The organism is Nocardioides anomalus, assembly GCF_011046535.1.
GTDB classification, from domain to species: domain Bacteria; phylum Actinomycetota; class Actinomycetes; order Propionibacteriales; family Nocardioidaceae; genus Nocardioides; species Nocardioides anomalus.
Map to the genome: position 1 here is coordinate 2789858 of NZ_CP049257.1, position 24234 is coordinate 2814091.

Here is a 24234-nt window from a genome sequence, read left to right on the forward strand (position 1 = left end):
CGGTCTGCGGGGCGTCAGGCCAGCTCGACGGTCAGCTCGGAGAAGCGGTCGGGCGGCAGCCACCCGGTGAGCCGGCCCCGGGCGTCGAGCACCCCCACGGTGTCGGCCAGCGCGGCGATGTCCTCGTAGTCCGTCGACGCCACGAGGACCGCGGCGCCGCGCTCGGCCACCTCGCGCACCTGGGCGTAGATCTCGCGCCGGGTGGCCACGTCGACACCGCGGGTCGGCTCGCACAGCACCAGCAGCTGGGGGTCTCGCATCAGGGCACGGGCGAAGAGCGTCTTCTGCTGGTTGCCGCCGGAGAGGTCGGAGACGCCCACGTCCAGCCGGTGCGGCACGACGCTCAGCGCCGCGACGGCCGCGTCGCAGTCGCGGCGCATCGCGCGGACGTCGAGCAGACCCAGCGGGCCGCGCCAACGCCGCCAGCCTCCCGCCGCGACGTTGAACTCCACGCTGGCCTCGGGGAAGACGCCCTCGCTCTCGCGGTGGGCCGGGACGCACGCGCGGCGCAGGCCCCTGGCCGCCAACACACGGCCTGCGGTGGCCTCGAGCAGGCCCGCGGCGACGTAGGCCACCTCGTGCAGCCCGGAGCCGAGCGGCCCGGTGAGCGCGGTCACCCGGCCGGCGGGGACGGCCATGCTGACAGGGCCGGCCGGTCCGGCGTGGACGCCCTCGAGCGAGCACACGACGTCGTCGCGCTCGACGTCCTGGGCGCTCCGCTCCGGCGCGGCCACGGCCCGCCGGTCGCGCGACATCACGTCGACCAGCCGGGCCTTGGTCACCTCCGCGGCCGGGGCGTCGAGCGCCACCCGGCCGTCGCTGAGCACGACGTACCGGGTGGCCACGCCCAGGGCCTCGTCCAGCTTGTGGGTGACCATCAAGACCGTGGCACCGAGCTCGGCGGCGACGCGGAGCCGCTCCACGACCCAGCGCGCCTCGTGGGGGTGGAGCCCGGCGGTGACCTCGTCGATGACCACGGTCTCCGCGCCGCGGTCGAAGGTGCGGGCCACCGCGACCATGGCGCGCTGACCGAGCCCCAGCGAGCCGACGAGGGCGTGCGGGTCGATGGTGGTGAGGCCGACGGCCTCGAGCGCGGCGGCGGCCCGGCGCGCGTCGCGGCGGGGGTTGACCAGGGCGCGAGGCTGGCCGAGGAACATGTTCTCGGCGACGGTCAGCTCCTCGACCAGGCCGAGGTCCTGGTGGACGACGCCGAGGCCGCCACGCCCGCCACGGACGCGGATCGCGCCGGCGTCCGCGGTGTGGACGCCGTCGAGGACCTTGATGAGCGTCGACTTGCCGGCGCCGTTGGGTCCGAGCAGCGCGACGAACTCGTGGCGACCGAAGGTGCAGGAGACGCCCGCCAGCGCCTGGGTCGCACCGAAGCGCTTGCGGACCGCGTCCACCTCGATCATCACGTCGTCGGCGGCGGTCGCGTCGAGGGGCAGGATCCCGCTCACGTGGTCAGGTGTCCCGCGTCGACCGGCAGGATGACGCCGGTGATGTTGGCCGCGGCGTCGGAGGCCAGGAAGCACGCCGCGCGGGCCACGTCGTCGGGCAGGCTGGGCCGCCGGATCGGCATCTCCTGGGCCCTTGTCGAGAAGTAGTCGGTGCCGGCCTCGAGGTCCATCGAGCCGAACTTCGACTCGAGGGTGTCGGTCACGACCGCGCCGGGCGCGATGCAGTTGACGCGGATGCCGTCGGGTCCGAGCTCGGCCGCCAGAGCCTTGGTCATGCCCTGCACACCGTGCTTGGCCGAGGCGTAGTGCGTCAGGCCCGGCGGCCGGCCCGTGCGGAACCCCGCGACCGAGCTGATGTTGATGACGACGGCCTCGCGACCGGCCTCGCGCGCCGCCAGCGCGGCGGCCCGCGAGCCGTAGAACGACCCGGTGAGGTCCAGCCCCACGACGGCGTCCCACTCGGCGTCGCCGAGGTCGCCGAGGAGGTGGGAGGGGTAGATGCCGGCGGCGTTGACCCACACCAGCTTGCGCGGGGTCCGCGCCGCCGCCGCGCGCGCCACGGCGTCGAGGTCGGCGCTGCGCCGCACGTCGACCAGGCGGCCCTCGACCTCGGCACCGTGGCGCTCGGCGAGCTCCGCGGCGGTCCCGGTCACCTGCGGGTCGACGTCGAGGAGCACCACCGCGGCGCCGAGCTCGGCCAGCCGCGAGGCGATGCCGCGACCGATGCCGGCCGCGCCACCGGTGACCACCGCGACCGTGTCGTCGAACCGGACGAGGGAGGCGAACGGCGCCTCGGCGTAGGCGTAGGAGTCCGCCATCAGCTCCGGTGTCGTCTTCATGCGCTCCCTCGTCCGGTCCGTTCGGTCAGTCGGTGTCGCGTGGCCCCCGCTGGCTCACTTGCCCCAGAGGCTGGTGAACGTGCCCTTCCAGTCGTCCTGGGGAAGGATGAACAGGTTGCCCTTCTCGTAGTTGCCGTAGGTGGACTCGTCCACCAGGCCGACCGGCATCGACTCCGCGTCCCAGGTGTCGGCGCCCGCCAGCACGCGGGCCAGCTCGTCGACCGAGGCCCAGCCGTAGAGCGGGGTCGAGAGCAGCACGTCGGCCTTGGCCACGACCGGCTGGCCGGCCCCGACCATGTCGACGAACGGCGACAGCGCACCCAGTCCGACCACGTTGAAGTCGGTCCGGCCGAGGGCCTGCGCGGAGTTGGCGAGCACGCTGGCCGGGGTGTCGAAGGGCACGAGGACCGAGCTCAGGTCGCCCTCGCCGTACTGCTGGAGCAGTGAGGTGAAGATCGGCGCGTTGGGCGTGGCGGACTCGGCCAGGGTGAGGTCAGGCCGCTCCACCTTGCAGTCGGGGCACAGCTCCTCGACCGTGTCGGCCGCGTGGCTCATCTGCTCCTCGGACTGCTGGAACTCGCTGTTCTGGTAGACCACCACGGTGTCCCCGGGCTTCGCCACCGACGCGGCGTACGCCGCCTGCGCCTCGCCCGCTGCGTCCGGGTCGTTGCCCACACCGACCATGCCGTCCGGCAGGCCTGGTCCGCAGAGGGCGCACACGACGGGGATGTCGGCGTCCGCCGCCGCCTGCACGGCCGCGTCGACCGCGGCGGGCGTGATCGCGACCAGGATGATGCCGTCGACCTTGTCGAGCACGGCCTGCTGGATCAGCTGGGCCTGGGTGGTCGGCGTGAACTTGCCGTCGGTCGTCGGGTCCGCGGTCCAGCCGATCGCCTTGACGGCGTCCTCGGCGTTCTGCGCCAGCACCGCCGGGCCGGGTGAGGCCAGGCCGCTGGCGATGATGGCGATGTGGTGCTCACCGGGGTCGACCGACTCGGTCGGCAGGTTGTACTCGACGTCGCCGGCGAGCAGGGCGTCGACCATGTCCTGGGCGTCCTGGTTGGTCACCTCGGCCGAGGTGTCGCCCGAGCTGCCGGAGCCGCTCGAGCCGTCGGAGCCGCTGCTCGAGGAGTCGCCGTCGTCGCCGCACGCGGACAGCAGCAGCGCTGTCACCGCCAGCACGCCGAGACCGGCCCGCAGTCGTCGCCCTCTGGTCATCTGGAGTCCTCTCTCGCCTGGAGCAGCCGGGCCGCAGGACGACCGATCCTCGTCGCGCGGACATGTCTGAAGGTTCATCAGACGGCGCACATGTAATCGCAGTCACATCCTGGGTGTCAACGGTCGGTACGGGCTAATCTGACAAACAATCAGAACATCAGACCCACAGGACGGAGACGGCGCCGTGCCCCTGGAGCCCGAGCCCGAGCACGACGGAGAGCGTCCCCTCGTGCGGCTCGAGCACGCCGGCCCGGGTGTCCGCATCCTCACGCTGGACCGGGCTGTCCGGCTGAACGCGCTCACCGACGCGCTGGTGCGCGCGCTGGGCGCCGCGCTCGACGAGGTGGCCGCGGACCGCGACTGCCACTGCCTGGTCCTCACCGGTGCCGGGCGCGCCTTCAGCGCCGGCCTGGACCTCGAGGACTACGGTGACTCAGAACGGGTGGCGACCCTCGGCACCCCGCTCGCCGAGCTCGAGCGCCAACGGGAGCTCGCCGCGCTGAGCCTGCGCCTGCACCGGATGCCGCAGACCGTGGTCGCCGCGGTCAACGGACCGGCCGCCGGCGGCGGCTTCGCGCTGGTGTGCGCCAGCGACCTGCGGATCGCGGCCCGCAGTGCCCGGTTCGGCGTCTCGTTCATCCGCGCCGGTTTCTCCGCGTGCGACCTCGGCGTGTCCTGGCTGCTCCCCCGGCTGGTCGGTGCGGCCCGCGCGCACGAGCTGATGCTCACCGGGCGGCTCTTCGACGCCGACGAGGCCCGCGAGATCGGACTCGTCCTCGACGTCGTCGACGACGACGCGCTGCTCGACGCGGCCCTGGCCAAGGCGGCCCAGGTCGCACTGAACCCGCCCGCGTCGGTGCAGCTCACCAAGCAGGGCATGTGGCTCGCCCTGGAGGTGCCGTCGCTCGAGGCGGCCATCGAGCTGGAGAACCGGCAGCAGGTGCTCGCCGGCCTCACCGCGGACCGGCACGAGGCCACCGCGGCCTTCCTCGAGAAGCGGCCCCCGCACTACCAGCACCGCTGATCCCCTGTCTCCCACCGGCCCCCAGGAGGACCCGTGAAGCGCACCCTGTACGGCGAGGACCACGAGGCGTTCCGCACGAGCGTCGCGGCGTTCGTGGACCGCGAGGTCGCCCCCCACCTCGAGCGCTGGGAGGAGGAGCGGCTGGTCGACCGCGGCTGCTGGGAGGCCGCGGGGCGGCAGGGCGTGATCGGGCTCGGCATCCCCGAGGAGTACGGCGGCGCCGGGCTCCACGACTACCGCTTCCGCAACGTGGTGCAGGAGGAGCTCGCGCGGGTGCACGCCGCCTCCGTGGCCTCCGGCTTCTCGCTGCAGGACGACATCGCCGCGCCGTACCTCGTCGAGATCGGGACCGAGGAGCAGAAGCAGCGCTGGTTGCCCGGGATGGCCGAGGGCCGGCTGGTCGGCGCCATCGCCATGACCGAGCCCGGCGCGGGCAGCGACCTCCAGGGCATCCGCACCGCCGGGCGGCGGGTCGACGGCGGCTGGGTGGTCAACGGCACCAAGACCTTCATCACCAACGGCACCGCGGCCGACCTCGTCGTCACGGTGGTGCGCACCGACCCCGCGGGCGGACACCACGCCTTCACGCTCATGGTGGTGCAGACCGACGCGCCCGGCTTCAGCCGTGGCCGCAAGCTGGCCAAGATGGGGCTGCACGCCCAGGACACCGCCGAGCTGTCCTACGACGACGTCTTCGTCCCCGACGACCAGGTCCTCGGGAGCGTCGGCGGTGGCTTCGGCCAGCTCAAGCGGCTGCTCCCCCTAGAGCGGCTGTCCATCGCCGCGCACGCCGTGGCCAGCGCCGACGTGGCGCTGCGCGAGGCGCTGCACTACGTCAAGGACCGCACCGCGTTCGGCCAGCCGGTCGCGGACTTCCAGCACACGCGCTTCGAGCTGGCCGAGATGAGCACCGAGCTCACGGTGACCCGGGCCTACCTCGACCAGTGCATCCGCGCCCACGACGACGGCGACCTCACCGACGTCGACGCCGCGCACGCGAAGTGGTGGGCCACCGAGGTGCAGAACCGGGTGGTGGACCGGTGCCTGCAGCTCTACGGCGGCTACGGCTACATGCTGGAGTACCCCGTGGCCCGGGACTACCAGGACGCCCGCATCCAGAAGATCTTCGGTGGCACCAACGAGATCATGAAGCACATCATCGGGCGCGACCTGGTCAGGGGCTGAGGGTCAGGGTGCGGGCCATGGCGGCAGGTCCGTCGTGGCCCGGCCCGCCCAGCTCGGGCTCCGCTTCGCGAGGTACGCCGCGACGCCCTCCCGCGGGTCGGGGCCGGCCAGCAGGGCCTCGAGGAGCAGCCGCTCGTCGTGGCCGGCCCGGGAGGCGTCCGCGGTCGTCGCCTCCCACAGCAGCCGCTTGGTCACGGCCAGGGAGACCGGCGAGGCGTGCGCGACGATCTCTCGCGCGAGCGCGACGGTCTCGTCCAGCACCTGCTCGGCGGGCAGGGCCCGACCGGCCAGCCCCCAGGCCTCGGCGTCGGCGCCGGAGAAGCGGCGGCCGGTGAAGAACAGCTCGGCCGCCCGGCCCACCCCGAGGTGGCGCACCGCCGTCCAGTGACCCATCCACTCCCCGACGACGCCCAGGCGCACGAACGGGAAGGACAGGATCGCCTGCTCCGCGACGTACCGCACGTCGCACTGCATGGCCAGGGTCAGCCCGGCGCCGACGGCATGGCCGTTGAGCGCGGCCAGCACCGGCTTGCGGACCTGCCACGGCGAGAGCCAGGGCACCTCGTCCCGGTCGGTGGCGGGCTCGCCGCCGAAGCCGTCGTCGGCCAGCTCCGAGCCGGCGCAGAACACGGTCCCCGCGCCGGTGAGCACGACGGCGCCCACGTCGTCGGAGCGGTCGCAGTGGTGCAGGACCCGGGTCAGCTCGACCAGGCTGCGGCCGTCGATGGCGTTGCGCTGCTCGGGCCGGTCCAGGGTCACCACGGCCACGCGGTCGGCGAGCCCGAAGCGCACCCGGGTCAAGGCCCCCGGGTCGAGGTCGACCTGCGGGAGGTCGTCACGCCAGGCCGGCGTCGACTCCTCGTAGTCCACGCCTCAGCCCTGCGCGGCGTACAGCCCGAAGACGGCGTCGGCCAGCACCCGCGCCTGGGCGCCCTGGGCGTCGAGCAGCACCTCGTCGGTCTTGGCGCGGCGGTGGTGGAGGTGCACCCGGTGCTCCCAGGTGAACCCGATGCCGCCGTGGAGGTGGATGGCCTCGTTGGTGATCCGGAACGCCGCGCTGCCGCAGCGGCGGCGCGCCACCGCCAGCGCGGCCCGCGCCAGCCCCTCGTCGTCGCCCTGCCGCGCGTCGGCGGCGAAGGCCAGGGCCGAGCGCGCGGACTCCAGCAGGACCAGGAGGTCGGCCGCCTGGTGCTTGAGGCCCTGGAAGGCCCCGATGACCTGGCCGAACTGCTCGCGCACCGTCAGGTAGTCCACGCTCATCGCGAAGGCCGCGGACGCGGCTCCGACGGCGTCGGCGCACAGCGCGAGCGCGCCGTCGGACTCGAGGGCGGTGACGGCCTCGTGTGCGTCGTCGCCCCGGGCCAGCTCGTCGAGGGGTACGTCGTCCAGCCGGACGTCGGCGAAGCGACGGGTCAGGTCCACACCCGTGAGCCGGGTCATCGTCGTCGACGCCGCGTCCACCAGCCCGAGCACAGGCGCGCCGTCCCGCTCCGCCACCACGAGCAGGCGGTCGGCCCCCACCGGCTCCAGCACCGAGGGCACGGTGCCGCTCACGCGGCCGGACCGGTCGAGGACCAGGGGCGCCGCGTCGGGTCGGTACCACGCCGTGCAGGCCGGGACCACGACCTCCACGCCCGCCAGCACCGCCTCGAGCCGATCGGGCGCGTGGCGCACGAGGGCGGGCACGGTCTGGGCGAGCACCGGGAGGAACGGACCGCCGTGCAGCGCGCGGCCGGCCTCCTCGTGGACCAGCAGCTCCTCGGCCAGGCCGAGCCCGACGCCGCCCAGCTCCTCGGGCACGCGCACACCGAGCAGGCCGAGCTGCTCGGCGAGCGCCGTCCACGCCTGCCGGTCGGGCGCCGCCGCGGTGGCCGCCCCGTGCTCGTCGGCCGACTGCGGCGTGTGCGACACCAGCAGGCGCCGGGAGGCCTCGCGCAGGGCGCGGCGCTCCTCCTCGCTGCTCGCGTCCTGACTGCGGGGGGCGCTGCTCACAGGGGGGCGTACCCGTCGGTGAGCTCCGCGGAGGGCACCTCGGCGGCGGAGACGACCGTGCCGTCCGGCGTGATGCCGGCGGTCTCCAGGGCCAGGGCCTTGGCGTTCTCCATGTCGTAGTGGTTGGTGACCACGACCTTCTGGGCGTAGAGCCCGCCGCCGGCCTGGATGACCGTCACGTGCTTCCACCCACCGAACGCGTCCGCGGTGAAGTCGCGGATGGTGTGGAACAGGCGCATGCGGTACTCCGCGTCGACACCCTCCATGGTCCGCATGTACTTCTCGAGGTAGGGGCCCGTCTCGGGGTTGCGCAGGTCGCGCAGCGACGGCGCGGTGAGCACCGAGCCGCCGGCGATGTCGTGCAGGTGGCGCACCATCCGGCTGAACTCCGCGGCCGCGTGGTACTTCGCGGCGTTGGTGAACATCTCGTCCGGGGACGCCCAGCCCTCCGGGGTGAACGTCGAGTGCTGGACCGCCGCCTCGAAGCCCGCCCGGATGAGCGTGGCGTAGGTGATCATCTCGGCGATCTTGTCCTTGATGTGGCCGATGCGCTCGAGCCCGTTGGCCTCGGCGATGAGCTGCGCGAGCCCGACCAGGGTGTCGGCGAGCCGGACGTAGCTCCCCACCGAGCCGAGCCGCTCCCACAGGCCCAGGGCGTGGGCGAAGGTCGCGGAGTGCTCGACCTCGCCGGCCAGGAAGAGCCGGTCGTTGGGCACGAAGACGTCGTCGAAGACGATGAACCCCTCCGTCATCACGTGACGCGAGCTGTAGGGGTAGAAGTCCGGGTCCAGGTCGGGTCGCGGCGCGAACGAGGCGTTGATGATCTTGACGCCCGGCGCGTTCACCGGCACCGCGGCGGCCACGCTGTAGTCCTCCTCGCCCGGCTTCATCCGCTTGGTCGGCATGACCATGAGCTCGTGGGCGATCGCCGCGGAGGAGATGTGCAGCTTGGCCCCGCGGATGACCACGCCGTCCGCGGAGCGGTCCACGATCCGCACGTACAGGTCCGGGTCGTCCTGCTTGCTCGGGGACAGCGAGCGGTTGCCCTTGGCGTCGGTGATGGTCTGCACGATGCGGATGTCGCGGCGCTTGGCGTCCTCGAAGTAGGCCAGCGCGCGCTCGGCGTACTGCGGGAAGTCCGCGCGCATCCGGCTGGCCGCAGTCAGCACCATGAGCAGCCCGTTGGACGTGGAGATGGTCGGGAAGTCCCAGTCGAGGTACATGTCCTGCACCTGGCGCAGCTCGTCCACCGAGGTCGGGATGAGGAAGTAGGGCCCGCTGGCGTCCTCGCCCGGCTGGTAGTGGCGGTCGTAGCCCTCCGCGGCGGCCAGGGCACTCGCGCGCAGCAGCGGCTCCTCGGTCACGTCCGGCACCGCGTGGCCGTTGACGTAGAGCTGGCGGCCGTCGCGCAGCGACTGGAGGTACTGGTCTCCGGTGAGCATCAGGTGGTCCTCGGGTTCTCGGGAGTGGTCGGGCGCGCCGGGATCGGCGGCCGGGGGTCACGCGGCAGGCCGAGGATCCGCTCGGCCAGGATGTTCTTCTGGATCTCGTCACTGCCGCCGGCGATGCGGTGCGCGGGCGCGCCGAGGAGCAGCTGGCTCCAGGCGTAGGTCCCCCAGCCGCCGGAGTCGAGCACCAGGCGCGAGCCCAGCAGGCGGGTGGCGACGGCGAGGTAGAACTCCATGTCCTCGGTGCTGAGGAGCTTGAGCACCGAGGCCCACTGGCCCGCGGGCGGCTCGGTGCGGCTGCGCCGGGCGGTCTGGCGGACGATCTGCTCACGGGCCCAGGCCTCGGCGAGCAGCTCACGCACCTCGGGGTCACCGGCCTGACCGGTCGCCTCGGCCAGCGCGAACAGGCGCCGGACCGGGTCGATGAGCAGCCCGTTGTGCTCCTCGCCCATCATGGCGCGCTCGCTGTCGAGGGTGGTCAGCGCGATCGGCCAGCCACCGCCGACGTCCCCGATCCGCTGGGAGTCCGGGATGAAGACGTCGTCGAAGAAGACCTCGTTGAAGTGCTCGACGCCGGTGATCTGCTTCAGGGGTCGGACCTCGATGCCCGGGGAGGACATGTCGAGCAGGAACGCCGTGATGCCGCGGTGCCGGTCGGCCGGCTCGCCGGTGCGGGCCAGCAGCTCCCCCACCTGGGCCAGGTGCGCGAAGGAGGACCACACCTTCTGGCCGTTGACGACCCAGCCGTCCTCGACGCGGCGGGCGGTGGTGCGCAGGCTGGCCAGGTCCGACCCCGCGCCCGGCTCGGAGAAGAGCTGGCAGCAGATGAGGTCGCCGCGCCAGATGGCGGGCAGGTACTCCTTGCGCTGGCGCTCGTCGCCGTGGGCGAGGACCGCCGGACCGACGATGTCGTGGGCGACCATGAAGCAGGTGGTGTTGGGCCGCTCGTACTGGTTGAGCACGTGCTCGACCCGCTGGCGGTGCTCGAGGCCCAGGCCGCGGCCGCCGAGCTCCGGCGGTCCGTCCACCCAGGCCAGCCCCGCGTCGTACAGCGGGGCCTGGAAGGCGCGCGCCGCGGCGACCTCGACCTCCTCCGGGACGCCGGAGTCGAGCCCGACGCCCATCACGTCGTCGGGGCCCTCGCCGATCCGCGCGTCGGTGCTCCGGCGCGGCAGCCCCTGGGCCTGCGCGAACGCGCGCGCCTCCGCCTCGATCTCGTCGGGGGTCGTCACGCGAGCCCCTCTCCCAGCTGGCGACGGAGCTCCTGCTTGTGGATCTTGCCCGAGGCGTTGCGCGGGAACTCGTGCAGCGCGACGACCCGGGTGGGGACCTTGTAGCTGGCCAGGCGACCCCGGCAGTGCTCACGCAGCGCCTCGACCGTCAGCGGTGCCGCACCGTCGCGGAGGACGACGACCGCGGTCACGACCTGCCCCCACTGGGCGTCGGGCTCGCCGACCACGGCGATCTCCTCGACGTCCTCGTGTGCGCCGACGACGTCCTCGATCTCGACCGGGTAGACGTTCTCGCCGCCGCGGATGATCATGTCGTCCGCACGGCCGGCCAGGTGCAGGTAGCCCTCCTCGTCCTTCCAGGCCAGGTCCCCGGCGATGAACCAGCCGTCGCGGACCGCCCGGGCCGTGAGCTCGGGCTGGCCGAGGTAGCCGCTCATCACCGTGTCGCCGCGGCTGGCGATCTCGCCGACCTCGCCGTCGCGGACCTCGTTCCCCTCCGGGTCGAGCAGCCGCACGTCGCAACCGAAGGCCGGCTTGCCGATGGAGCCGAGCAGCCACTCCTCGCCGGCCAGGGCGCGCCGGTGGTCCTCGGGCCGCAGGGTCAGCTGGCCACCGGCCTCGGTCCCGGCCCCGAAGCCGTTGTGCAGGTCGCAGTCGAAGACCTCGCTCATCCGCCGGATGACCGATGTCGGCATCGGCGCTCCGCCGTACATGATCGAGCGGAGGCCGGCGTAGTCGGCGTCGGTGACCCGTGGGTGGCCGAGCAGCTGGATGATCATGCTCGGCACGAGCATCGCCTCGGTCACCCGCCCGGACTGCAGCCAGTGCAGCGCCGTCTCGAGCTCCCACTGGGGCATGACCACGGAGCCGGCCGCCCGCGAGACGCCGTAGAGGACGTGGCCGAAGCCACCCGCGTGGAACAGCGGTGCCCCGGACATGAGCAGGTCGCCCGGGCGGACCCCCAGCTCGAGGGCGCCCGACTGGGTCACGGCCTTGATCATGCGCTGCGACTGCAGCACGCCCTTGGGCACGCCGGTGGTGCCGCTGGTGAAGGAGATCGACAGGATCTCCTCGTCGGTGGTCACCGACTCGATCTCGCCGCCGTCCTCGCCGCTGGCCAGGAAGTCCTCGTAGGTCGTCAGCCCGGCCTCGGTCTTGTCGAAGGCGATCCGCTCCTGCACGTGCGCGGCGGCCGCGGGGAAGCAGCCCTCGACGAGCTCCTCGTAGCGGGCGCTGAGGAAGATCAGCTTGGCCTGGCTCGCGGTCAGCACGGTCCGGAGCTCGGGCCCGGCGAGGCGGAAGTTCAGCGCGGCGTACGTCGCGCCGAGCTTCATGCAGGCCAGCACCAGCTCGACGTACTCCGGGGAGTCGACGGCCATGATCGCCACCCGGTCGCCGCGGCCGACCCCGGCGGCCCGCAGGGCCCGCACCAGCCGGGTCACGCGGGCGTCGACCTCGGCGAAGGTGCGCACCCGGCCGTCGGCGGCCACGAGGCAGTCGTTCCCGGGGAAGTAGCGCGCGTTCAGGGTCACCCAGTCGCCCGGGCACAGCCTGGACAGTTGCATCACGTGTCGCTCCCGTTCACGTGCCGCCGGCGAGTCGGCCGCACTTCTGAACATTATTCAGAAAGTCCCGGCGACGGCAAGAGCGGATCGCGCGGGAAGCGCCGGGACCGCTCACCCCGTCGACTCTGAGGGTTCATCAGGGCATCGGGCCGACCAGGGTCTAGCATCCCTCCTGGACGTCAGGGCCTGCGCGGCAGGCCGTGGCAGAGGAAGGGGGCGGTGAGCGCATGACCAGTGCCGACAGCATCGGGACCGACGAGGAGCCCCCGCGGCTCAACCGGTTGATCCAGGCCGCGGAGGAGATCCGACTCGCCGTACGCCGACAGGACGGTCGCGAGACCCCGGTCGGACCGCGCGCGCTGCGCACGCGGGGCAAGCTCCTGGAGGCGGCGGCACGGTTGTTCGCCGAGCGCGGCTACGTCAACACCTCGCTCAACGACCTGGCCCAGGAGGCCGGGGTCAGCCTGCCGACGATCTACCAGTACTTCGCCGACCGCAACGACATCGTCGCCACCCTGGCTGCGGACCACGCGCTCGGCATGCTCCAGGCCGGGGCCGACGACTGGGACCCCACCGCGGGCCGCCTCGGGCTGCGCCGGGCCATCGCGGCCCTGGTCAACCTCTACTCGCAGAGCAGCCCGTTCTTCTCCATCTGGGAGGTGGCCAGCCACGTCGACGACCGGCTGTCGCAGCTGCGGGCCGACTTCGAGAGCCAGTTCCGCGAGGGCTTCGCGCGCAAGATGCGCAAGGGGATGGAGCTCGGCTACGTCCGCTCGACCCAGGACCCGCACGAGCTGGCCCGCGCCATGAACCTCATGGTCCAGGGCTACTGCTCCGACGTCTTCGTGGTCGGCCCGCGCCGCGGCGAGGAGGCTCCCCCGGTGGACGACATCGTGGACCTGCTCACCGGGCTGTGGGCCGACGCCATCGGCCTCCAGGAGCGGCCGGACCGGGTCGAGGACCAGCCGGCCGGCTCCTGAAGGCGTCCGCCCCGTTCAGACGGTGCGGCTCTTCTCCACGGTGTGCAGCACGACGCGCTGGGCGTCGACCAGGTCGCGCGCCAGCGCGTCGAAGGCGAGGAAGTGCTCACTCTGCGCGTGGGCGCCGATCGCCGCCAGGTCCTGCCACTCCTCGACGAAGACGAACTGGTCCTCGTCGAGCACCTCGCGGTAGCAGGAGTACGCCACGCAGCCCGGCTCGTCGGCGGTGGTGCGGGCGATGACCTCGCGCGCCGCCGCGGCGAACTCGTCGGCCGCACCGGGTCGCACGTGGAAGTAGGCGGTCGCGAGGATCATGCGTCCCGGCCCGCGATGTCCAGGTCGCCCTCGGCGTAGCCCTCGGGGGCCGCCACCTCGACCACGGGCTCGTCCCGGTCGTCGAACTCCACCCGCAGGGCGCGCGCCATGACGGCGTGCTGGACGTAGAGCGAGGTGATGTAGGTCAGCTCGAGGATCTGCACGTCGTCGAGGTGCTCGCGGAGGGCGTCGAAGACGCCGTCCGGCACGCGGCCACCGTCGCCGGCCAGCGCGTCGGCGTAGGCCAGCACCGCGCGCTCGACCGGGGTGAAGAGGTCGGAGACCTGCCAGTGCGGGATGGCCTCGACCTTGTCGGCGCTCACCCCGTTGGCCCGGGCCGCCTTCGCGTGCTGGGAGAAGACGAACTGGCTGCCCGAGCGCCACCCGGCGCGGGTCTGCCCCAGCTCGCGCAGGTCACCCGGCAGCCGGCGCTTCGGGCTCTGGTAGAGCGCGAAGCCTCGGATCGCGTGCTTGAGCACGTCGGGCGACAGGGCGAACACCGTCCACCAGTTGCCCGGCGTACCGGTCGCGGTGCCGGGCTCGGCGACCGGGTCCCGGTCGCCGAACAGCCGTTGGTAGGACCCGAGGACGACCTCGTCGGTCGTGTCGGCGCGGGATACCTCGCTCAGTCGTGGCACTGCGTGCTCCTGTCGTGGTGGGGATCGGTGTCGAACAGCGCGTCGACCGAGCCGCTGTGGGCCAGCCGCTCGAGCAGGACGTCGCGGCCCTGGTCGATGTGCTCGGCCATCAGCGCCTCGGCGCGTCCGGCGTCGGCCCCGGCGACCGCGGCGCGGATCAGCCGGTGGAACAGGTTGGACCGCTCCATCGCGGCCCGGTCGAAGTGGCGGAAGGCCTGGAACACCAGCGGCACGTCGGTGGCGCGGCGCAGCAGCACGCCGAGCCGCTCGTGGCGCGCCGCCTCGAGCACCGCCTGGTGGAACCGCGCGTTGGCGTCGTTGACCGTGCGGAGCGCGTCGGGGTCGCCGCCCGCGGCCCGGTCGGCGTGCTCGTCGAAGTCGGCGATGGCCTCGTCCATCCGCTCGAGGTCCGCGGGGCCGGCTCGGCCGACGGCCCGGTGCGCGGCGTAGGACTCCAGCCGGGCCCGCAGGTCGTAGAGGTCCTCCACCTCGCCCACGTCGATCGGACGGACCACCGCGCCGCGGTTGAGCGCGATGACCACCAGCCCCTCGGCCTCGAGGCTGCGCAGCGCCTCACGCACCGGCGTCCGCGACAGCTGCAGCTCGGTGGCGATCCGCTGCTCCTGGAGCCGCTCGCCCGGCCGGTAGCGACCCTCGACGATGGCCTGCCGCAGCGCGACGTACGCCGGGGTGCGGTCGTCGTCGGCCGCGACCAGCCGCAGCCCGGTCACCGCTCCTCCTGGGCGAGCCGCGCCAGCACCTCGTCGGTGTGCTCCCCCAGCGCCGGGCCGACCCGGGTCACCTCGCCCGGGGTCCGCGAGAACTTCGGCACGACCCCGGCCATCGGGCCGTGGCGCACCCCGTCGACCTCGGGCCGGAGCACCATGTCGCGGGCCAGGTAGTGCGGGTCGCTCACCATGTCGGGGGCGGTGTAGATCTTCCCGGCTGGCACGCCGCCCTCCGACAGCAGCCGGAGCAGCTCCTCGGTGCCGACCGTGCGCGTCCAGGCCTCGATCTGCTCGTCGAGCTCCGCGGCGTTGCTCCCGCGCGACCCGTGGTCGACGTACCGCGGGTCGGCGGCGAGCTCGGGTCGGCCCATCACCTGGCACAGCCGGGCGAAGACCGCGTCGGCGTTGGCCGCGATGAGGACCTCGGTGCCCTCGGCCGAGGTGTAGACGTTCGACGGCGCGACTCCGGGCAGCACGCTGCCGGAGCGCTGCCGGACCACGCCGGCGCGCTCGAAGTCCACCATCGTCGACTCCATCAGCGCCGCGACCGCCTCGTAGATCGCCACGTCGACCTCCTGGCCGGCGCCGCTGCGGCCGCGCTCGACCAGGGCGGCCAGTGTGCCGATCACCGCGAACACCGCGGCCAGCGAGTCACCCAGGCTCACCCCGGCGCGACTCGAGCGCCGGTCCGGGTCGCCGGTGGTGTGCCGGATCCCGCCCATCGCCTCGCCGACACTGCCGAACCCGGCGTCACCGGAGCGCGGGCCGCTCTGCCCGAACCCCGACACGTGGACCACCACGATCCCCGGGTTGAGGGCGCGGAGGTCGTCGTACCCCAGACCCCAGCGGGCCAGCGTCCCCGGCCGGAAGTTCTCGAGCACCACGTCGCACTGCGCGGCGATGCGCCGCACGACGTCGCGGCCCTCGTCGGTGCGCACGTCGACCGCGACCGACTTCTTGCCGCGCGCGATGGCCGGCCACCACAGGCTCTGGCCGTCCACCGTGATGCCCCAGCGGCGCATCGGGTCGCCGCTTCCCGGCAGCTCGACCTTGACCACCTCGGCCCCGTAGTCGGCCAGCAGCTGACCCGCGAAGGGGCCGGCGATCAGGCTGCCCAGCTCCAGCACCCGCACACCCTCCAGCGGACCGCTCACGCAGGCAGTTCTATCTGAATGAACATCAGATTGTCCACAATCCTGCGCGATCGCCGGCATGTTCCCTGTCCCGCCGCCCGGATGATCGACGATCCTGGCCTCCGGCCGACGGGGCTGACTGGGCGCGGTGCTGGGGTACAGGGACAGCGTGAGACCGGTCCGGATCGCCCTGTCGAACGACTACCACGTCGTCATCGCCGGCGTCGCCACCATCCTCGCGCAGTACGCCGACCAGGTGCGGGTCGTCGAGCTGACCACCGACCGGGAGATCGAGGAGCCGGTGGACGTGATCCTCTACGACACGTTCGGGCGGCTCGCGGGCGACGACGAGAAGCTCGAGCGGATCGTGGCCGAGAACGACGCCAAGGTGGTGGTCTACAGCTGGCAGGCCTACCCGGTGGACGCCGCGATGGCGCAGGGCGCGGCCGGCTACATCCACAAGGGGCTGCCGCCCGAGGAACTGGTGGCGGCGATCCTGGCCATCCACCGCGGTGAGTACGCTGAGTCGCCGGTCCCGGAGGCCGACGAGGAGGAGAGCGTGCCGACCTGGCCCGGGCAGGAGCACGGGCTGAGCGCGCGGGAGTCGGAGATGCTGGGCTTCATCGCCCGGGGGCTGACCAACGAGCAGATCGCGTCCAGCGCCTTCCTGAGCGTCAACACGGTCAAGACCTACATCCGCACCGGCTACCGCAAGATCGGCGTCCGCTCGCGCGGGCAGGCCGTGCGGTGGGCGCTGACGCACGGCTTCGAGCCGGACTAGCGTGCGCCTCGCCCTCGTCGGCGACTCGATCGCCTGGGGCGTGGGCGCGTCCGCGGAGGCCGACCGACTCGGCCCGCGCCTGGCGCGGGCCCTCGAGGCGCGCGGCACGACCACCGAGACCCACGTCTACGCCGTCCCGGGGGCGCGCAGCAGCAGCCTCGCGGCGCAGGTCCAGCGCGCCGTCGCCTGGCCGCCCGAGCTGACCGTGGTCGTCATCGGTGCCAACGACCTGACGCACCTGCAGCCCGTGGCCGAGGCCGCGGCCGCGCTGGGCGAGGCGGTGCGCCGGCTGCGCGAGGTCGGCAGCGAGGTGGTGGTCGCCCCCGCTCCTGACCTCAGCATGGTGCCGCACGTGCCGGCGCCGCTGCGCCCCCTCGTCCAGGTCGCCAGCGCCGAGATGCGCGCCCGGCAGAGCGAGGTCGCCCTCGCCCTCGGCGCCCGTGTCGCCGACGCCGACGGCGCCACGTCGCGTGCCTTCCACGACGATCCGGGCCGGATGTTCGCCGCCGACCGCTTCCACCCGTCCAGCGCCGGCTACGCCGTCATCGCCGCCGCCCTGCTACCCGAGGTCCTGGCCGCGGCCGGCGACGCCGGCGCGCCCATGTAACGCTCAGTTACCGGTACTCCCGACCCGTTGCAACGGGTCGGGAGTACCGGTAACTGAGCGTTACATGGGGGGTGGGGCCGAGCAGGCGGCTACTGCAGGCCCGAGCGGACCGACGTGATGCGCGAGGTGTTGAAGCCGAGCCAGTGCATGCGGCCGACGTACCGCGCGTGCTCGATCTTGAGGCAGCGGTCGGCGACGACCGTCACGCCGCCCTGCTCGGCGATGCGGAAGCCCTCGTCGTTGACCACGCCGAACTGGCACCACAGCGTGGGTGCGCCGATGGCCACGGTCTCCTCGGCGATGCCGGGGAGGGCGTCGGGAGCGCGGAAGACGTCGACGATGTCGACGGGCTCGGGGATGTCGGCGAGGGAGGCGTAGCTCTTCTCGCCGAGGATCTCCGGCTCGCGCGGGTTGACCGGGATGACGCGGTAGCCGTGCCGCTTCAGGTAGTAGCCGACGAAGTGGCTGGCCCGGAGCTCGTTGCTCGAGAGACCGACCACCGCGATGGTCCTCGCCGAGTGCAGCACCCGCTGGATGGTCAGCGGGTCCTGGTAGCGCCCCAGGTCGAGCGCCGTGTCGGTCACGACGCCAGCCCGTCGAGCGCGCGGGAGAGGTCCCAGATCAGGTCGTCGACCGACTCCAGCCCGACGGAGAGCCGGATGGTGCCGGGGCCGACGCCGCCGGCGGCGAGCTCGTCGTCGCTGAGCTGGCGGTGGGTGGTGCTGGCGGGGTGGATGACCAGGCTCTTGGCGTCGCCGACGTTGGCCAGGTGCGACCAGAGGGTGAGGTGGCCGATGAGCGAGGTGCCGCCGGTGCGGCCGCCGGCGGCGTCGAAGGAGAAGACCGCGCCGGCGCCGCGCGGGAGGTACTTCTCGACCAGGGCGGCGTACTTGCTGCCGGGCAGGCCGGGGTGGGTGACGTTGGAGGCCCGCGGGTGCTCGTCGAGGAAGGTCGCGATCGCGAGCGCATTGGTCACGTGGCGCTCCATCCGCAGCGACAGCGTCTCGAGCCCCTGCAGGAACAGGAACGCGTTGAACGGCGACATGGGGGCGCCGAGGTCGCGCAGGGTCTCGGCGCGCAGCTTCATGAGGTAGCCGTAGGTGCCGAAGGTCTCGTGGAACTGCAGCCCGTGGTACGCCGGCGACGGGTCGGCCACGACGGGGAACCGCCCGTTGCTCCAGTCGAACTCCCCGGAGTCCACGACCACGCCACCGATGGAGGTGCCGTGGCCGCCGATGAACTTGGTGGCGGAGTGGATGACGATGTCGGCGCCCCACTCGATCGGCCGGCAGAGGTACGGCGTGGCGAAGGTGTTGTCGACCAGCAGCGGGATGCCGTGCTCGTGCGCGATGCTGGAGACCGTCTCGATGTCCAGGACGTTGCCGGCCGGGTTGCCGATGGTCTCGCCGAAGAATGCCTTGGTGTTGTCCTGCACCGCGGCCCGCCACGCCTCCGGGTCGTCGGGGTCGACCCAGGTCAGCTCGACGTTCATCTTGCGCAGCAGGTGCTTGAGCTGGTTGACCGAGCCGCCGTACAGCGCGGCCGAGGACACCACGTGGTCGCCGGGCACCAGCAGCGTGAACAGCGCGGCGGCCTGCGCGCCGAGACCGCTGGCGAAGGCCACGCCGCCGGCGGCGCCCTCGAGGTTGGCCACGCGCTCCTCGAGCACGGCGGTGGTCGGGTTCATGATCCGGGAGTAGGTGTTGCCGTACTCCTGGAGGTTGAAGTACGCCGCCGCCGACTCCGGGTCCTCGAAGACGTAGCTCGAGGTCTGGAAGATCGGCACCGCCCGCGCCCCGGTGTTGGGGTCGGGCCGCTGGCCGGCGTGCAGCTGCCGGGTCTCGAAGCCGAAGTCGTGGTCGGGTTCCTCGCTCACGTCCTCATCCTCCCTCGCCCAGGAAGGCCCGGATCAGCGGCGTCTGCCTGGCCTCCTCGAGCAGGAAGCAGTCGTGACCGTACGGCGCGTCGATGACGTGCAGCTCGACGTCCTTGCCGTCCGCGCGCAGGGCCGCCTCGATCTCCTCCGAGGCCACGGGCGGGTAGAGCCAGTCGGAGCTGAAGGCGATGAGCAGCGTGCGGGCCCGGACGCCGGCCAGCGCGTCGGCGAGCGAGCCGTCGCCGTGCTGGCGAGCCAGGTCGAAGTAGGTCAGCGCGCGGGAGGTGTAGAGGTAGGTGTTGGCGTCGAAGCGCTTCACGAACGACGCGGCCTGGTGCTCCAGGTAGCTCTCGACCTGGAACTCCGGCTCGGTGATCGAGTAGGCCAGGTCGTCGCGGTCCTGGAGTCGGCGGTGGAACTTGTCGTCCAGCGCCTGCCCGGACAGGTAGGTGACGTGGCCGATCATCCGGGCCACACCCATGCCGGCGTCGGGCTTGCGGCCGGTGCCCTCGTAGTGCCCGCCCTGCCAGTCGGGGTCGGCGCGGATCGCCTCGCGCGCGATGGCGTTCCAGGCCACGCCCTGCGGGTGCAGCGCGTGCGTGCTGGCGATCACCACGATGTGGTCGACCTGGTCGGGGTGGGACACCGCCCACTGCAGCGCCTGCATGCCACCCAGCGAGCCGCCCGCCACGGCGTACAAGCGCTCGATGCCGAGCGCGTCGAGGAAGGCCCGCTCGGTGCGGACCATGTCGGCCACGGTGATGACCGGGAAGTCCGCGCCGTACGGCGCCCCGGTGGCCGGGTCGGTCGAGCCCGGTCCGGTGGTGCCCCGGCAGCCGCCGAGCAGGTTGGTGCTCACCACGAAGAACCGGTCGGTGTCGAAGGCCTTGCCCGGCCCGATCATCCCGTCCCACCAGCCCAGCGCCCGGCCGGCCGCGCCGTCGCGCTCCTCGGCGGCGAAGCCGTCGCGCGTGCTCTCGGCGCCGGGCGTCGCCGAGACGCCGGCCGCGTGCGCGTCCCCGCTCAGCGCGTGGCAGACGAGGATGACGTTGTCGCGCGTCGGGGACAGCTCGCCGTAGGTCTCGTAGGCCACCCGGACCTGGCTCAGCTCGCGCCCGCAGTCGAGGGCCAGCGGGCCCGGGAGGTCGACGTACTGCGTCTCGACGACGCCCACCGAGCCGGGCCTTGCCGTCTCGACTGGTGACATGGCCGTGATGCTAGCGCCGCATCTGGTTTCATTGTGGACCGGTCCACTAGACAAAACCCGAGGAGCGTGGCGCCATGACCACCACCGAGAGCCCCACCGCCGACAACGGCGTCAACGTCCAGCACCTGCTCGACGCCCGCGCGGCGCTGACCGACGCGCCCGAGGCCGCCCAGTTCCAGTGGCGCGCGACCTCGACCTGGGACCGTGGCGTGCACACCCAGATCAAGGTCCAGCCGTTCTTCGGTCTCGGCGCGGAGCAGAGTCACGAGGGCGAGCACACCTTCGACGCCGACCACCCGGCCGTGTTCGGGGCCACGGACAACGGCATCACCCCGATCGAGTACCTCCTCGTCGGCCTGGCCAGCTGCCTGTCCGCCGGTGTCGCCTCGGTCGCGCAGAACCGCGGCATCCAGCTCCGCTCCGTCGAGGCCTCGGTCTCGGGCAACCACGACATCCGCGGCATCCTCGGCGCCGACAGCGACGTGCGCAACGGCTTCAACGACGTGCACGTGTCGTTCAAGATCGACGCCGACGCCTCGCGCGAGGAGATCGAGGCCCTGGTCGCGCAGTCGCAGAAGCGCTCGGCCGTCTTCGACGCGCTCACCAACCCCACCGACGTGAGCGTCGAGGTCGTCTGACCTGAGCGAGCACACCGACGTCCTCGTCCTCGGGGCCGGCCACGCGGGGCTGGCCGCGAGCCACTTCCTGGCCGCGCGCTCGGTGGACCACCTGGTCCTCGAGCGCGGCGACGTCGCGAACTCCTGGCGCCACGAGCGCTGGGACTCGCTGCGCCTGCTGACCCCGAACTGGCTCAACGGGCTGCCCGGCCACCCCTACGCGGGCCCGGACCCGGACGGCTACCTGTCCGCACCCGAGGTCGCCGACCACATCGCGGCGTACGCCGTGCGCTCGGCGGCCCCGGTGCGCACCGGCACCACCGTCACCTCGGTGCGGCGCACCGAGGGCGGCTACGCGGTGGACACCAGCACCGGTGGGCTGACCGCCCGCAGCGTGGTCATCGCCACCGGCGCCTGCAACCGGCCCGCGGTGCCGGCCCTGGCCGCTTCTCTGCCCGAGGGCCTGCACCAGACGACGGCCTTCGACTACCGCAACCCCGCCTCGCTGCCCGAGGGCGGCGTGCTCGTGGTCGGCGCCTCGGCCACCGGGACGCAGCTGGCCGCCGAGCTGGCCCGCGCCGGTCGGCACGTCGTGCTCTCGGTCGGTGAGCACACCCGGCTGCCGCGCACCTACCGCGGGCGCGACGTGCTGTGGTGGATGCACGCCTCGGGCGTCTGGGACGAGCGGTACGACGAGCTCGACGACCTCACCCGCGCCCGCCGGCTGCCCTCGCCGCAGCTGGTCGGCACGCCCGAGCGGGCCACGCTCGACCTCAACGCGGTGCAGGACCTCGGGGTCCAGCTGGTCGGTCGCTGGGCGGCCGTCCGCGACGGGGTGGCGCTCTTCTCCGGCGGACTGCGCAACGTCTTCTCCCTGGCCGACCTCAAGCAGCAGCGGCTGCTCGACGGCTTCGACCTGTTCGCCGCGGCCAACGGCGTCGACGGGCCCGAGGCCGAGCGGCCCGAGCCGACGCGCGTGCCGTCGCCCGCGCGCCTCCAGCTCGACCTGGGCTCCGGCGAGGTGTCCTCGGTGCTGTGGGCGACCGGCTACCGCCCGGACTACTCCTGGCTCGACGTGCCGGTGCTCGACGCCAAGGGCGCGCTGCGCCACGACGGGGGCGTGGTCGAGGACAGCCCCGGGCTCTACGTCCTCGGCCTCCCGGTCCTGCGGCGGCGCAAGTCGACGTTCCTGCACGGGATCGAGGACGACGCCCGCGACGTGGTCGACCGGCTCGCGGCGTACCTCGACCACCCCGCGCACCAGCGGGCCTAGACCTCCCCGGAGGCCAGCCGGACCAGCCGGGCGACGTCCTCGGAGGCGCCCAGCTCGTCGACCGGGACCGGCAGCAGGATCCGCCAGTTCTCACGCTCAGTGGTGCCCGGGACGTTGGGGCGGCGCTGCTCGAGCACGGCGTCCTCCAGCGACAGCGACACGAGCAGCGAGGGCGCGCGGACCAGCTGGCGGTACGCCGCCGCGACGGCCTCGGCCGCGCTCGCGCCCTCGGCCAGGCCGTCGCGGGTCAGCTTCTCCAGCAGGTCGGCGCGCCCGCGCCGCACGTCCGCCTCGGGCATGTCGGTGGCCTCGAGCTGGTCCTCGGCGTCCGTGCCGGTCCAGAGCCCGGCCACCGTGGGCAGGTCGTGGGTGGTCACCGCGGCCAGGGCGGCGCCCGGCCACTGCGCCGGGTCGTCCTCCTCGAACCACAGCACCTTGTAGGACAGGATCCGCCGCTCGGCGAGCGCCTCGGCCACGCCGGGCTCGACGGTGCCGAGGTCCTCCCCCACGACCACGGCCCGGGCGCGGTGCGACTCCAGGGCCACGATGTCGAGCAGGTCGTCGCTCGGGTAGCGCACGTAGGCGCCGTCCGCGGCGCCCGAGCCGTCCGGGATCCACCAGAGCCGGAACAGCCCCATCACGTGGTCGATGCGCAGCCCGCCCGCCCCGGCGATGGTGCCGCGCACCGACTCGATGAACGGCTCGTAGTCCGCCGCCCGGAGCCGCCACGGCGTGAGCGGCGGCGAGCCCCAGTCCTGGCCCAGCGTGTTGAGCGCATCGGGCGGTGCGCCCACGGTGATCCCCTGGGCGAGCGTGTCCTGCCAGACCCAGGCGTCGGCCCCGCCACCGGAGACGCCGATGGGCAGGTCCTGGATGACGGTCAGCGCACCGGTGGCCGCCCGCAGCTGCTCGTCCAGCTGCCACTGGAGCCAGGCGTGGAAGCCGACCTCGCCGGCATGGGCCTCGCGGTACGCCGCCACGTCAGCGGACGTCGGGTCCTGCAGCGCCTCGGGCCAGCGCCGCCAGTCCGGCCCGTGCTCCTCGGCGAGGGCCGACCAGGTGGCGAAACCCTCGAGCGCGTCCCCCCGACCCGCGCGCCACACCGCGAAGGCGTCGTCGCCGCCGCTGCGGGCGTGCGCCGCGGCGAGGGCCGCCCGCTTCAGGGTCCAGGCGGCGTCGCGGTCGACCAGCGACTCGGCGGCCAGGGTGCGCACGGCGTCGACGTCGACGTCGACCGGCTCGTGGCCGGGGACCTCCTCGACCCGGAGGTAGAGCGGGTTGCGGAAGCGCCGGGTGGCCGGCAGGTAGGGGCTGGCCTCCTGCGGGAGGGTCGGCGCGACGGCGTGCAGCGGGTTGACCAGCAGGAAGCCGCCGCCGTCGCCCTCGGTCCACGTCCGCAGGGTCCGCAGGTCGGCCAGGTCGCCGATCCCCCAGCTCGCGGCCGAGCGGGCGGCGTACAGCTGCACGGTCCAGCCCCACGTCGCCTGCGGAGGCAGCCAGCAGCGCCCGGGCGAGACGACCAGCCGGCGCTCGGTCCCGTCGGCGGTGCGCAGCTGGTGGTAGCCGAGCGGGAAGTCCGCGGGCAGCACGCCGTCCACGACGCGCTCGCTGCCGTCCTCGCAGGTCACCTGCACCCGGCCGAGACCGAGGTCGCGGCCGGGCCGGGTCACGACCGGTGCCGTCGCCTCGAGGTCCACCGGCGGCTCGCCGATGACCGTGCGGAGCCGGTCGACGGTGGCGTCGGCGACCTCGTGCTCGGCGTCCGCCGCGTCCAGCCAGCGGTGCTGGATGCCCCAGGCGTCGATGCCCCCGTCGAAGTCCGCGCTCACCCGCTGCCTGTGACCCACGCGGGCCATCGGCATGCGTCGCGCCTAGAGCTCGTCGTAGCGCAGCGGGTCGTCGCGCCGGACCCGCTCCTCGGGCACGACCTGCCGGCGCGGCGGGCGGTGCGCGACCGGCCACCAGCGGACCAGGTGGCGCCAGCGCCCGTCCGCCAGCCGGACCGACCGGAGCAGCTCGCCGGGCACCCACTGGCCGCCGAGGTCGTCCTCGACCCACACGTCGACGTCGGGCAGGCTCGGGCCGCCGTAGACGACCTGCTCTCCCGACGCTGCCACCG

At 73.3% G+C, this 24234-nt stretch carries 24 protein-coding genes; 7 read left to right on the forward strand and 17 right to left on the reverse strand.

Annotated elements, in window-relative coordinates; all coding sequences use genetic code 11:
* Positions 1-14: 14 nt before the first annotated feature.
* From G5V58_RS14015 to G5V58_RS14025, 3 genes are read right to left on the reverse strand one after another with little or no spacing between them, the layout of a single operon-like run.
* Positions 15-1457 carry an ATP-binding cassette domain-containing protein gene (locus G5V58_RS14015; protein ID WP_165233797.1) on the reverse strand — a complete coding sequence of 481 codons (1443 nt, stop codon included), beginning with the start codon at positions 1455-1457 and terminating at the stop codon, positions 15-17.
* Entirely contained in the window at positions 1454-2296 is an 843-nt protein-coding gene (locus tag G5V58_RS14020; RefSeq protein ID WP_165233800.1) for an SDR family oxidoreductase, read from the reverse strand. The genes G5V58_RS14015 and G5V58_RS14020 overlap by 4 nt, the downstream gene beginning before the upstream one ends.
* A gap of 54 nt (positions 2297-2350) precedes the next feature.
* Positions 2351-3514, reverse strand: coding sequence for a substrate-binding domain-containing protein (locus tag G5V58_RS14025; RefSeq protein WP_165233803.1), 1164 nt, complete (start codon positions 3512-3514; stop codon positions 2351-2353).
* Positions 3515-3698: 184 nt separating this feature from the next.
* On the opposite strand from G5V58_RS14025, the gene G5V58_RS14030 reads away from it, so the two are divergent.
* Positions 3699-4538 (forward strand): enoyl-CoA hydratase/isomerase family protein, encoded by an 840-nt coding sequence (locus G5V58_RS14030; protein WP_230486625.1) that lies wholly within the window; start codon positions 3699-3701, stop codon positions 4536-4538.
* A gap of 33 nt (positions 4539-4571) precedes the next feature.
* The gene (locus tag G5V58_RS14035; RefSeq protein WP_165233806.1) at positions 4572-5723 is read left to right on the forward strand and encodes an acyl-CoA dehydrogenase family protein; all 1152 of its coding nucleotides are present in this window, start codon (positions 4572-4574) and stop codon (positions 5721-5723) included.
* Between the two features lie 3 nt (positions 5724-5726).
* On the opposite strand, the gene G5V58_RS14040 is transcribed toward G5V58_RS14035, so the two are convergent.
* From G5V58_RS14040 to G5V58_RS14060, 5 genes are read right to left on the reverse strand one after another with little or no spacing between them, the layout of a single operon-like run.
* Positions 5727-6593: an enoyl-CoA hydratase/isomerase family protein gene (locus G5V58_RS14040; protein WP_165233809.1), complete on the reverse strand. Its 867-nt coding sequence runs from the start codon at positions 6591-6593 to the stop codon at positions 5727-5729.
* Between the two features lie 3 nt (positions 6594-6596).
* Positions 6597-7715 carry an acyl-CoA dehydrogenase family protein gene (locus G5V58_RS14045; protein ID WP_165233812.1) on the reverse strand — a complete coding sequence of 373 codons (1119 nt, stop codon included), beginning with the start codon at positions 7713-7715 and terminating at the stop codon, positions 6597-6599.
* Positions 7712-9157 carry a 4-hydroxyphenylacetate 3-hydroxylase N-terminal domain-containing protein gene (locus G5V58_RS14050; RefSeq protein ID WP_165233815.1) on the reverse strand — a complete coding sequence of 482 codons (1446 nt, stop codon included), beginning with the start codon at positions 9155-9157 and terminating at the stop codon, positions 7712-7714. Before G5V58_RS14050 ends, G5V58_RS14045 begins: the two co-directional genes overlap by 4 nt.
* Positions 9157-10395 carry an acyl-CoA dehydrogenase family protein gene (locus tag G5V58_RS14055; protein ID WP_165233817.1) on the reverse strand — a complete coding sequence of 413 codons (1239 nt, stop codon included), beginning with the start codon at positions 10393-10395 and terminating at the stop codon, positions 9157-9159. Before G5V58_RS14055 ends, G5V58_RS14050 begins: the two co-directional genes overlap by 1 nt.
* Positions 10392-11960: a class I adenylate-forming enzyme family protein gene (locus tag G5V58_RS14060; RefSeq protein WP_165233820.1), complete on the reverse strand. Its 1569-nt coding sequence runs from the start codon at positions 11958-11960 to the stop codon at positions 10392-10394. The genes G5V58_RS14055 and G5V58_RS14060 overlap by 4 nt, the downstream gene beginning before the upstream one ends.
* A 227-nt stretch (positions 11961-12187) precedes the next feature.
* Between G5V58_RS14060 and G5V58_RS14065 the strand changes: the two genes are divergently transcribed.
* A complete protein-coding gene (locus G5V58_RS14065) occupies positions 12188-12940 on the forward strand; it encodes a TetR/AcrR family transcriptional regulator (RefSeq protein ID WP_165233823.1) in 753 nt (250 codons plus the stop codon).
* 15 nt (positions 12941-12955) lie between these two features.
* Here the strand turns inward: G5V58_RS14065 and G5V58_RS14070 are convergent, their stop codons facing one another.
* The 4 genes from G5V58_RS14070 to G5V58_RS14085 are packed head-to-tail and all read right to left on the reverse strand — an operon-like array spanning position 12956 to position 15775.
* Positions 12956-13255, reverse strand: a complete 300-nt coding sequence (locus G5V58_RS14070; protein ID WP_165233826.1) for a putative quinol monooxygenase — start codon at positions 13253-13255, stop codon at positions 12956-12958.
* A complete protein-coding gene (locus tag G5V58_RS14075) occupies positions 13252-13893 on the reverse strand; it encodes a carboxymuconolactone decarboxylase family protein (protein WP_165233829.1) in 642 nt (213 codons plus the stop codon). The genes G5V58_RS14070 and G5V58_RS14075 overlap by 4 nt, the downstream gene beginning before the upstream one ends.
* Positions 13881-14624: a GntR family transcriptional regulator gene (locus G5V58_RS14080; RefSeq protein WP_165233832.1), complete on the reverse strand. Its 744-nt coding sequence runs from the start codon at positions 14622-14624 to the stop codon at positions 13881-13883. The genes G5V58_RS14075 and G5V58_RS14080 overlap by 13 nt, the downstream gene beginning before the upstream one ends.
* Positions 14621-15775, reverse strand: coding sequence for a CaiB/BaiF CoA transferase family protein (locus G5V58_RS14085; protein ID WP_230486626.1), 1155 nt, complete (start codon positions 15773-15775; stop codon positions 14621-14623). The genes G5V58_RS14080 and G5V58_RS14085 overlap by 4 nt, the downstream gene beginning before the upstream one ends.
* 148 nt (positions 15776-15923) lie before the next feature.
* Here G5V58_RS14085 and G5V58_RS14090 point away from each other — a divergent pair, with 148 nt between their 5' ends.
* Both G5V58_RS14090 and G5V58_RS14095 read left to right on the forward strand, forming a co-directional pair.
* Positions 15924-16535 (forward strand): response regulator transcription factor, encoded by a 612-nt coding sequence (locus G5V58_RS14090; RefSeq protein ID WP_165233838.1) that lies wholly within the window; start codon positions 15924-15926, stop codon positions 16533-16535.
* A 1-nt stretch (position 16536) separates the two neighbouring features.
* Complete coding sequence (locus G5V58_RS14095) at positions 16537-17142, forward strand: SGNH/GDSL hydrolase family protein (RefSeq protein ID WP_165233842.1); 606 nt, start codon at positions 16537-16539, stop codon at positions 17140-17142.
* Between the two features lie 89 nt (positions 17143-17231).
* On the opposite strand, the gene G5V58_RS14100 is transcribed toward G5V58_RS14095, so the two are convergent.
* The 3 genes from G5V58_RS14100 to metX are packed head-to-tail and all read right to left on the reverse strand — an operon-like array spanning position 17232 to position 20225.
* Positions 17232-17726: a CoA-binding protein gene (locus G5V58_RS14100; protein WP_196240512.1), complete on the reverse strand. Its 495-nt coding sequence runs from the start codon at positions 17724-17726 to the stop codon at positions 17232-17234.
* Positions 17723-19018: an O-acetylhomoserine aminocarboxypropyltransferase/cysteine synthase family protein gene (locus tag G5V58_RS14105; protein WP_165233845.1), complete on the reverse strand. Its 1296-nt coding sequence runs from the start codon at positions 19016-19018 to the stop codon at positions 17723-17725. Before G5V58_RS14105 ends, G5V58_RS14100 begins: the two co-directional genes overlap by 4 nt.
* Positions 19019-19022: 4 nt before the next feature.
* Positions 19023-20225, reverse strand: a complete 1203-nt coding sequence (gene metX / locus G5V58_RS14110) for a homoserine O-acetyltransferase MetX (RefSeq protein WP_165233848.1) — start codon at positions 20223-20225, stop codon at positions 19023-19025.
* A gap of 74 nt (positions 20226-20299) precedes the next feature.
* Here metX and G5V58_RS14115 point away from each other — a divergent pair, with 74 nt between their 5' ends.
* The gene (locus G5V58_RS14115; protein WP_165233851.1) at positions 20300-20863 is read left to right on the forward strand and encodes an OsmC family protein; all 564 of its coding nucleotides are present in this window, start codon (positions 20300-20302) and stop codon (positions 20861-20863) included.
* Positions 20864-20930: 67 nt separating this feature from the next.
* Positions 20931-22115 carry an FAD-dependent oxidoreductase gene (locus G5V58_RS14120; RefSeq protein ID WP_407939756.1) on the forward strand — a complete coding sequence of 395 codons (1185 nt, stop codon included), beginning with the start codon at positions 20931-20933 and terminating at the stop codon, positions 22113-22115.
* On the opposite strand, the gene malQ is transcribed toward G5V58_RS14120, so the two are convergent.
* On the reverse strand, positions 22112-23977 hold the full coding sequence (gene malQ, locus G5V58_RS14125; RefSeq protein ID WP_230486627.1) for a 4-alpha-glucanotransferase: 1866 nt from the start codon (positions 23975-23977) through the stop codon (positions 22112-22114). The genes G5V58_RS14120 and malQ overlap by 4 nt on opposite strands.
* Positions 23978-23986: 9 nt before the next feature.
* A complete protein-coding gene (locus G5V58_RS14130; RefSeq protein WP_165233854.1) occupies positions 23987-24232 on the reverse strand; it encodes a hypothetical protein in 246 nt (81 codons plus the stop codon).
* Positions 24233-24234: the final 2 nt, after the last annotated feature.

Excerpts from the sequence above, each read along its gene's own strand:
- G5V58_RS14020 (WP_165233800.1), bottom strand. The coding sequence starts at position 2,296 with ATGAAGACGACACCGGAGCTGATGGCGGACTCCTACGCCTACGCCGAG.
- G5V58_RS14025 (WP_165233803.1), bottom strand. The coding sequence starts at position 3,514 with ATGACCAGAGGGCGACGACTGCGGGCCGGTCTCGGCGTGCTGGCGGTG.
- G5V58_RS14050 (WP_165233815.1), bottom strand. The coding sequence starts at position 9,157 with ATGCTCACCGGAGACCAGTACCTCCAGTCGCTGCGCGACGGCCGCCAG.
- G5V58_RS14060 (WP_165233820.1), bottom strand. The coding sequence starts at position 11,960 with ATGCAACTGTCCAGGCTGTGCCCGGGCGACTGGGTGACCCTGAACGCG.
- G5V58_RS14065 (WP_165233823.1), top strand. The coding sequence starts at position 12,188 with ATGACCAGTGCCGACAGCATCGGGACCGACGAGGAGCCCCCGCGGCTC.
- G5V58_RS14070 (WP_165233826.1), bottom strand. The coding sequence starts at position 13,255 with ATGATCCTCGCGACCGCCTACTTCCACGTGCGACCCGGTGCGGCCGAC.
- metX (WP_165233848.1), bottom strand. The coding sequence starts at position 20,225 with ATGTCACCAGTCGAGACGGCAAGGCCCGGCTCGGTGGGCGTCGTCGAG.
- G5V58_RS14115 (WP_165233851.1), top strand. The coding sequence starts at position 20,300 with ATGACCACCACCGAGAGCCCCACCGCCGACAACGGCGTCAACGTCCAG.
- malQ (WP_230486627.1), bottom strand. The coding sequence starts at position 23,977 with ATGCCGATGGCCCGCGTGGGTCACAGGCAGCGGGTGAGCGCGGACTTC.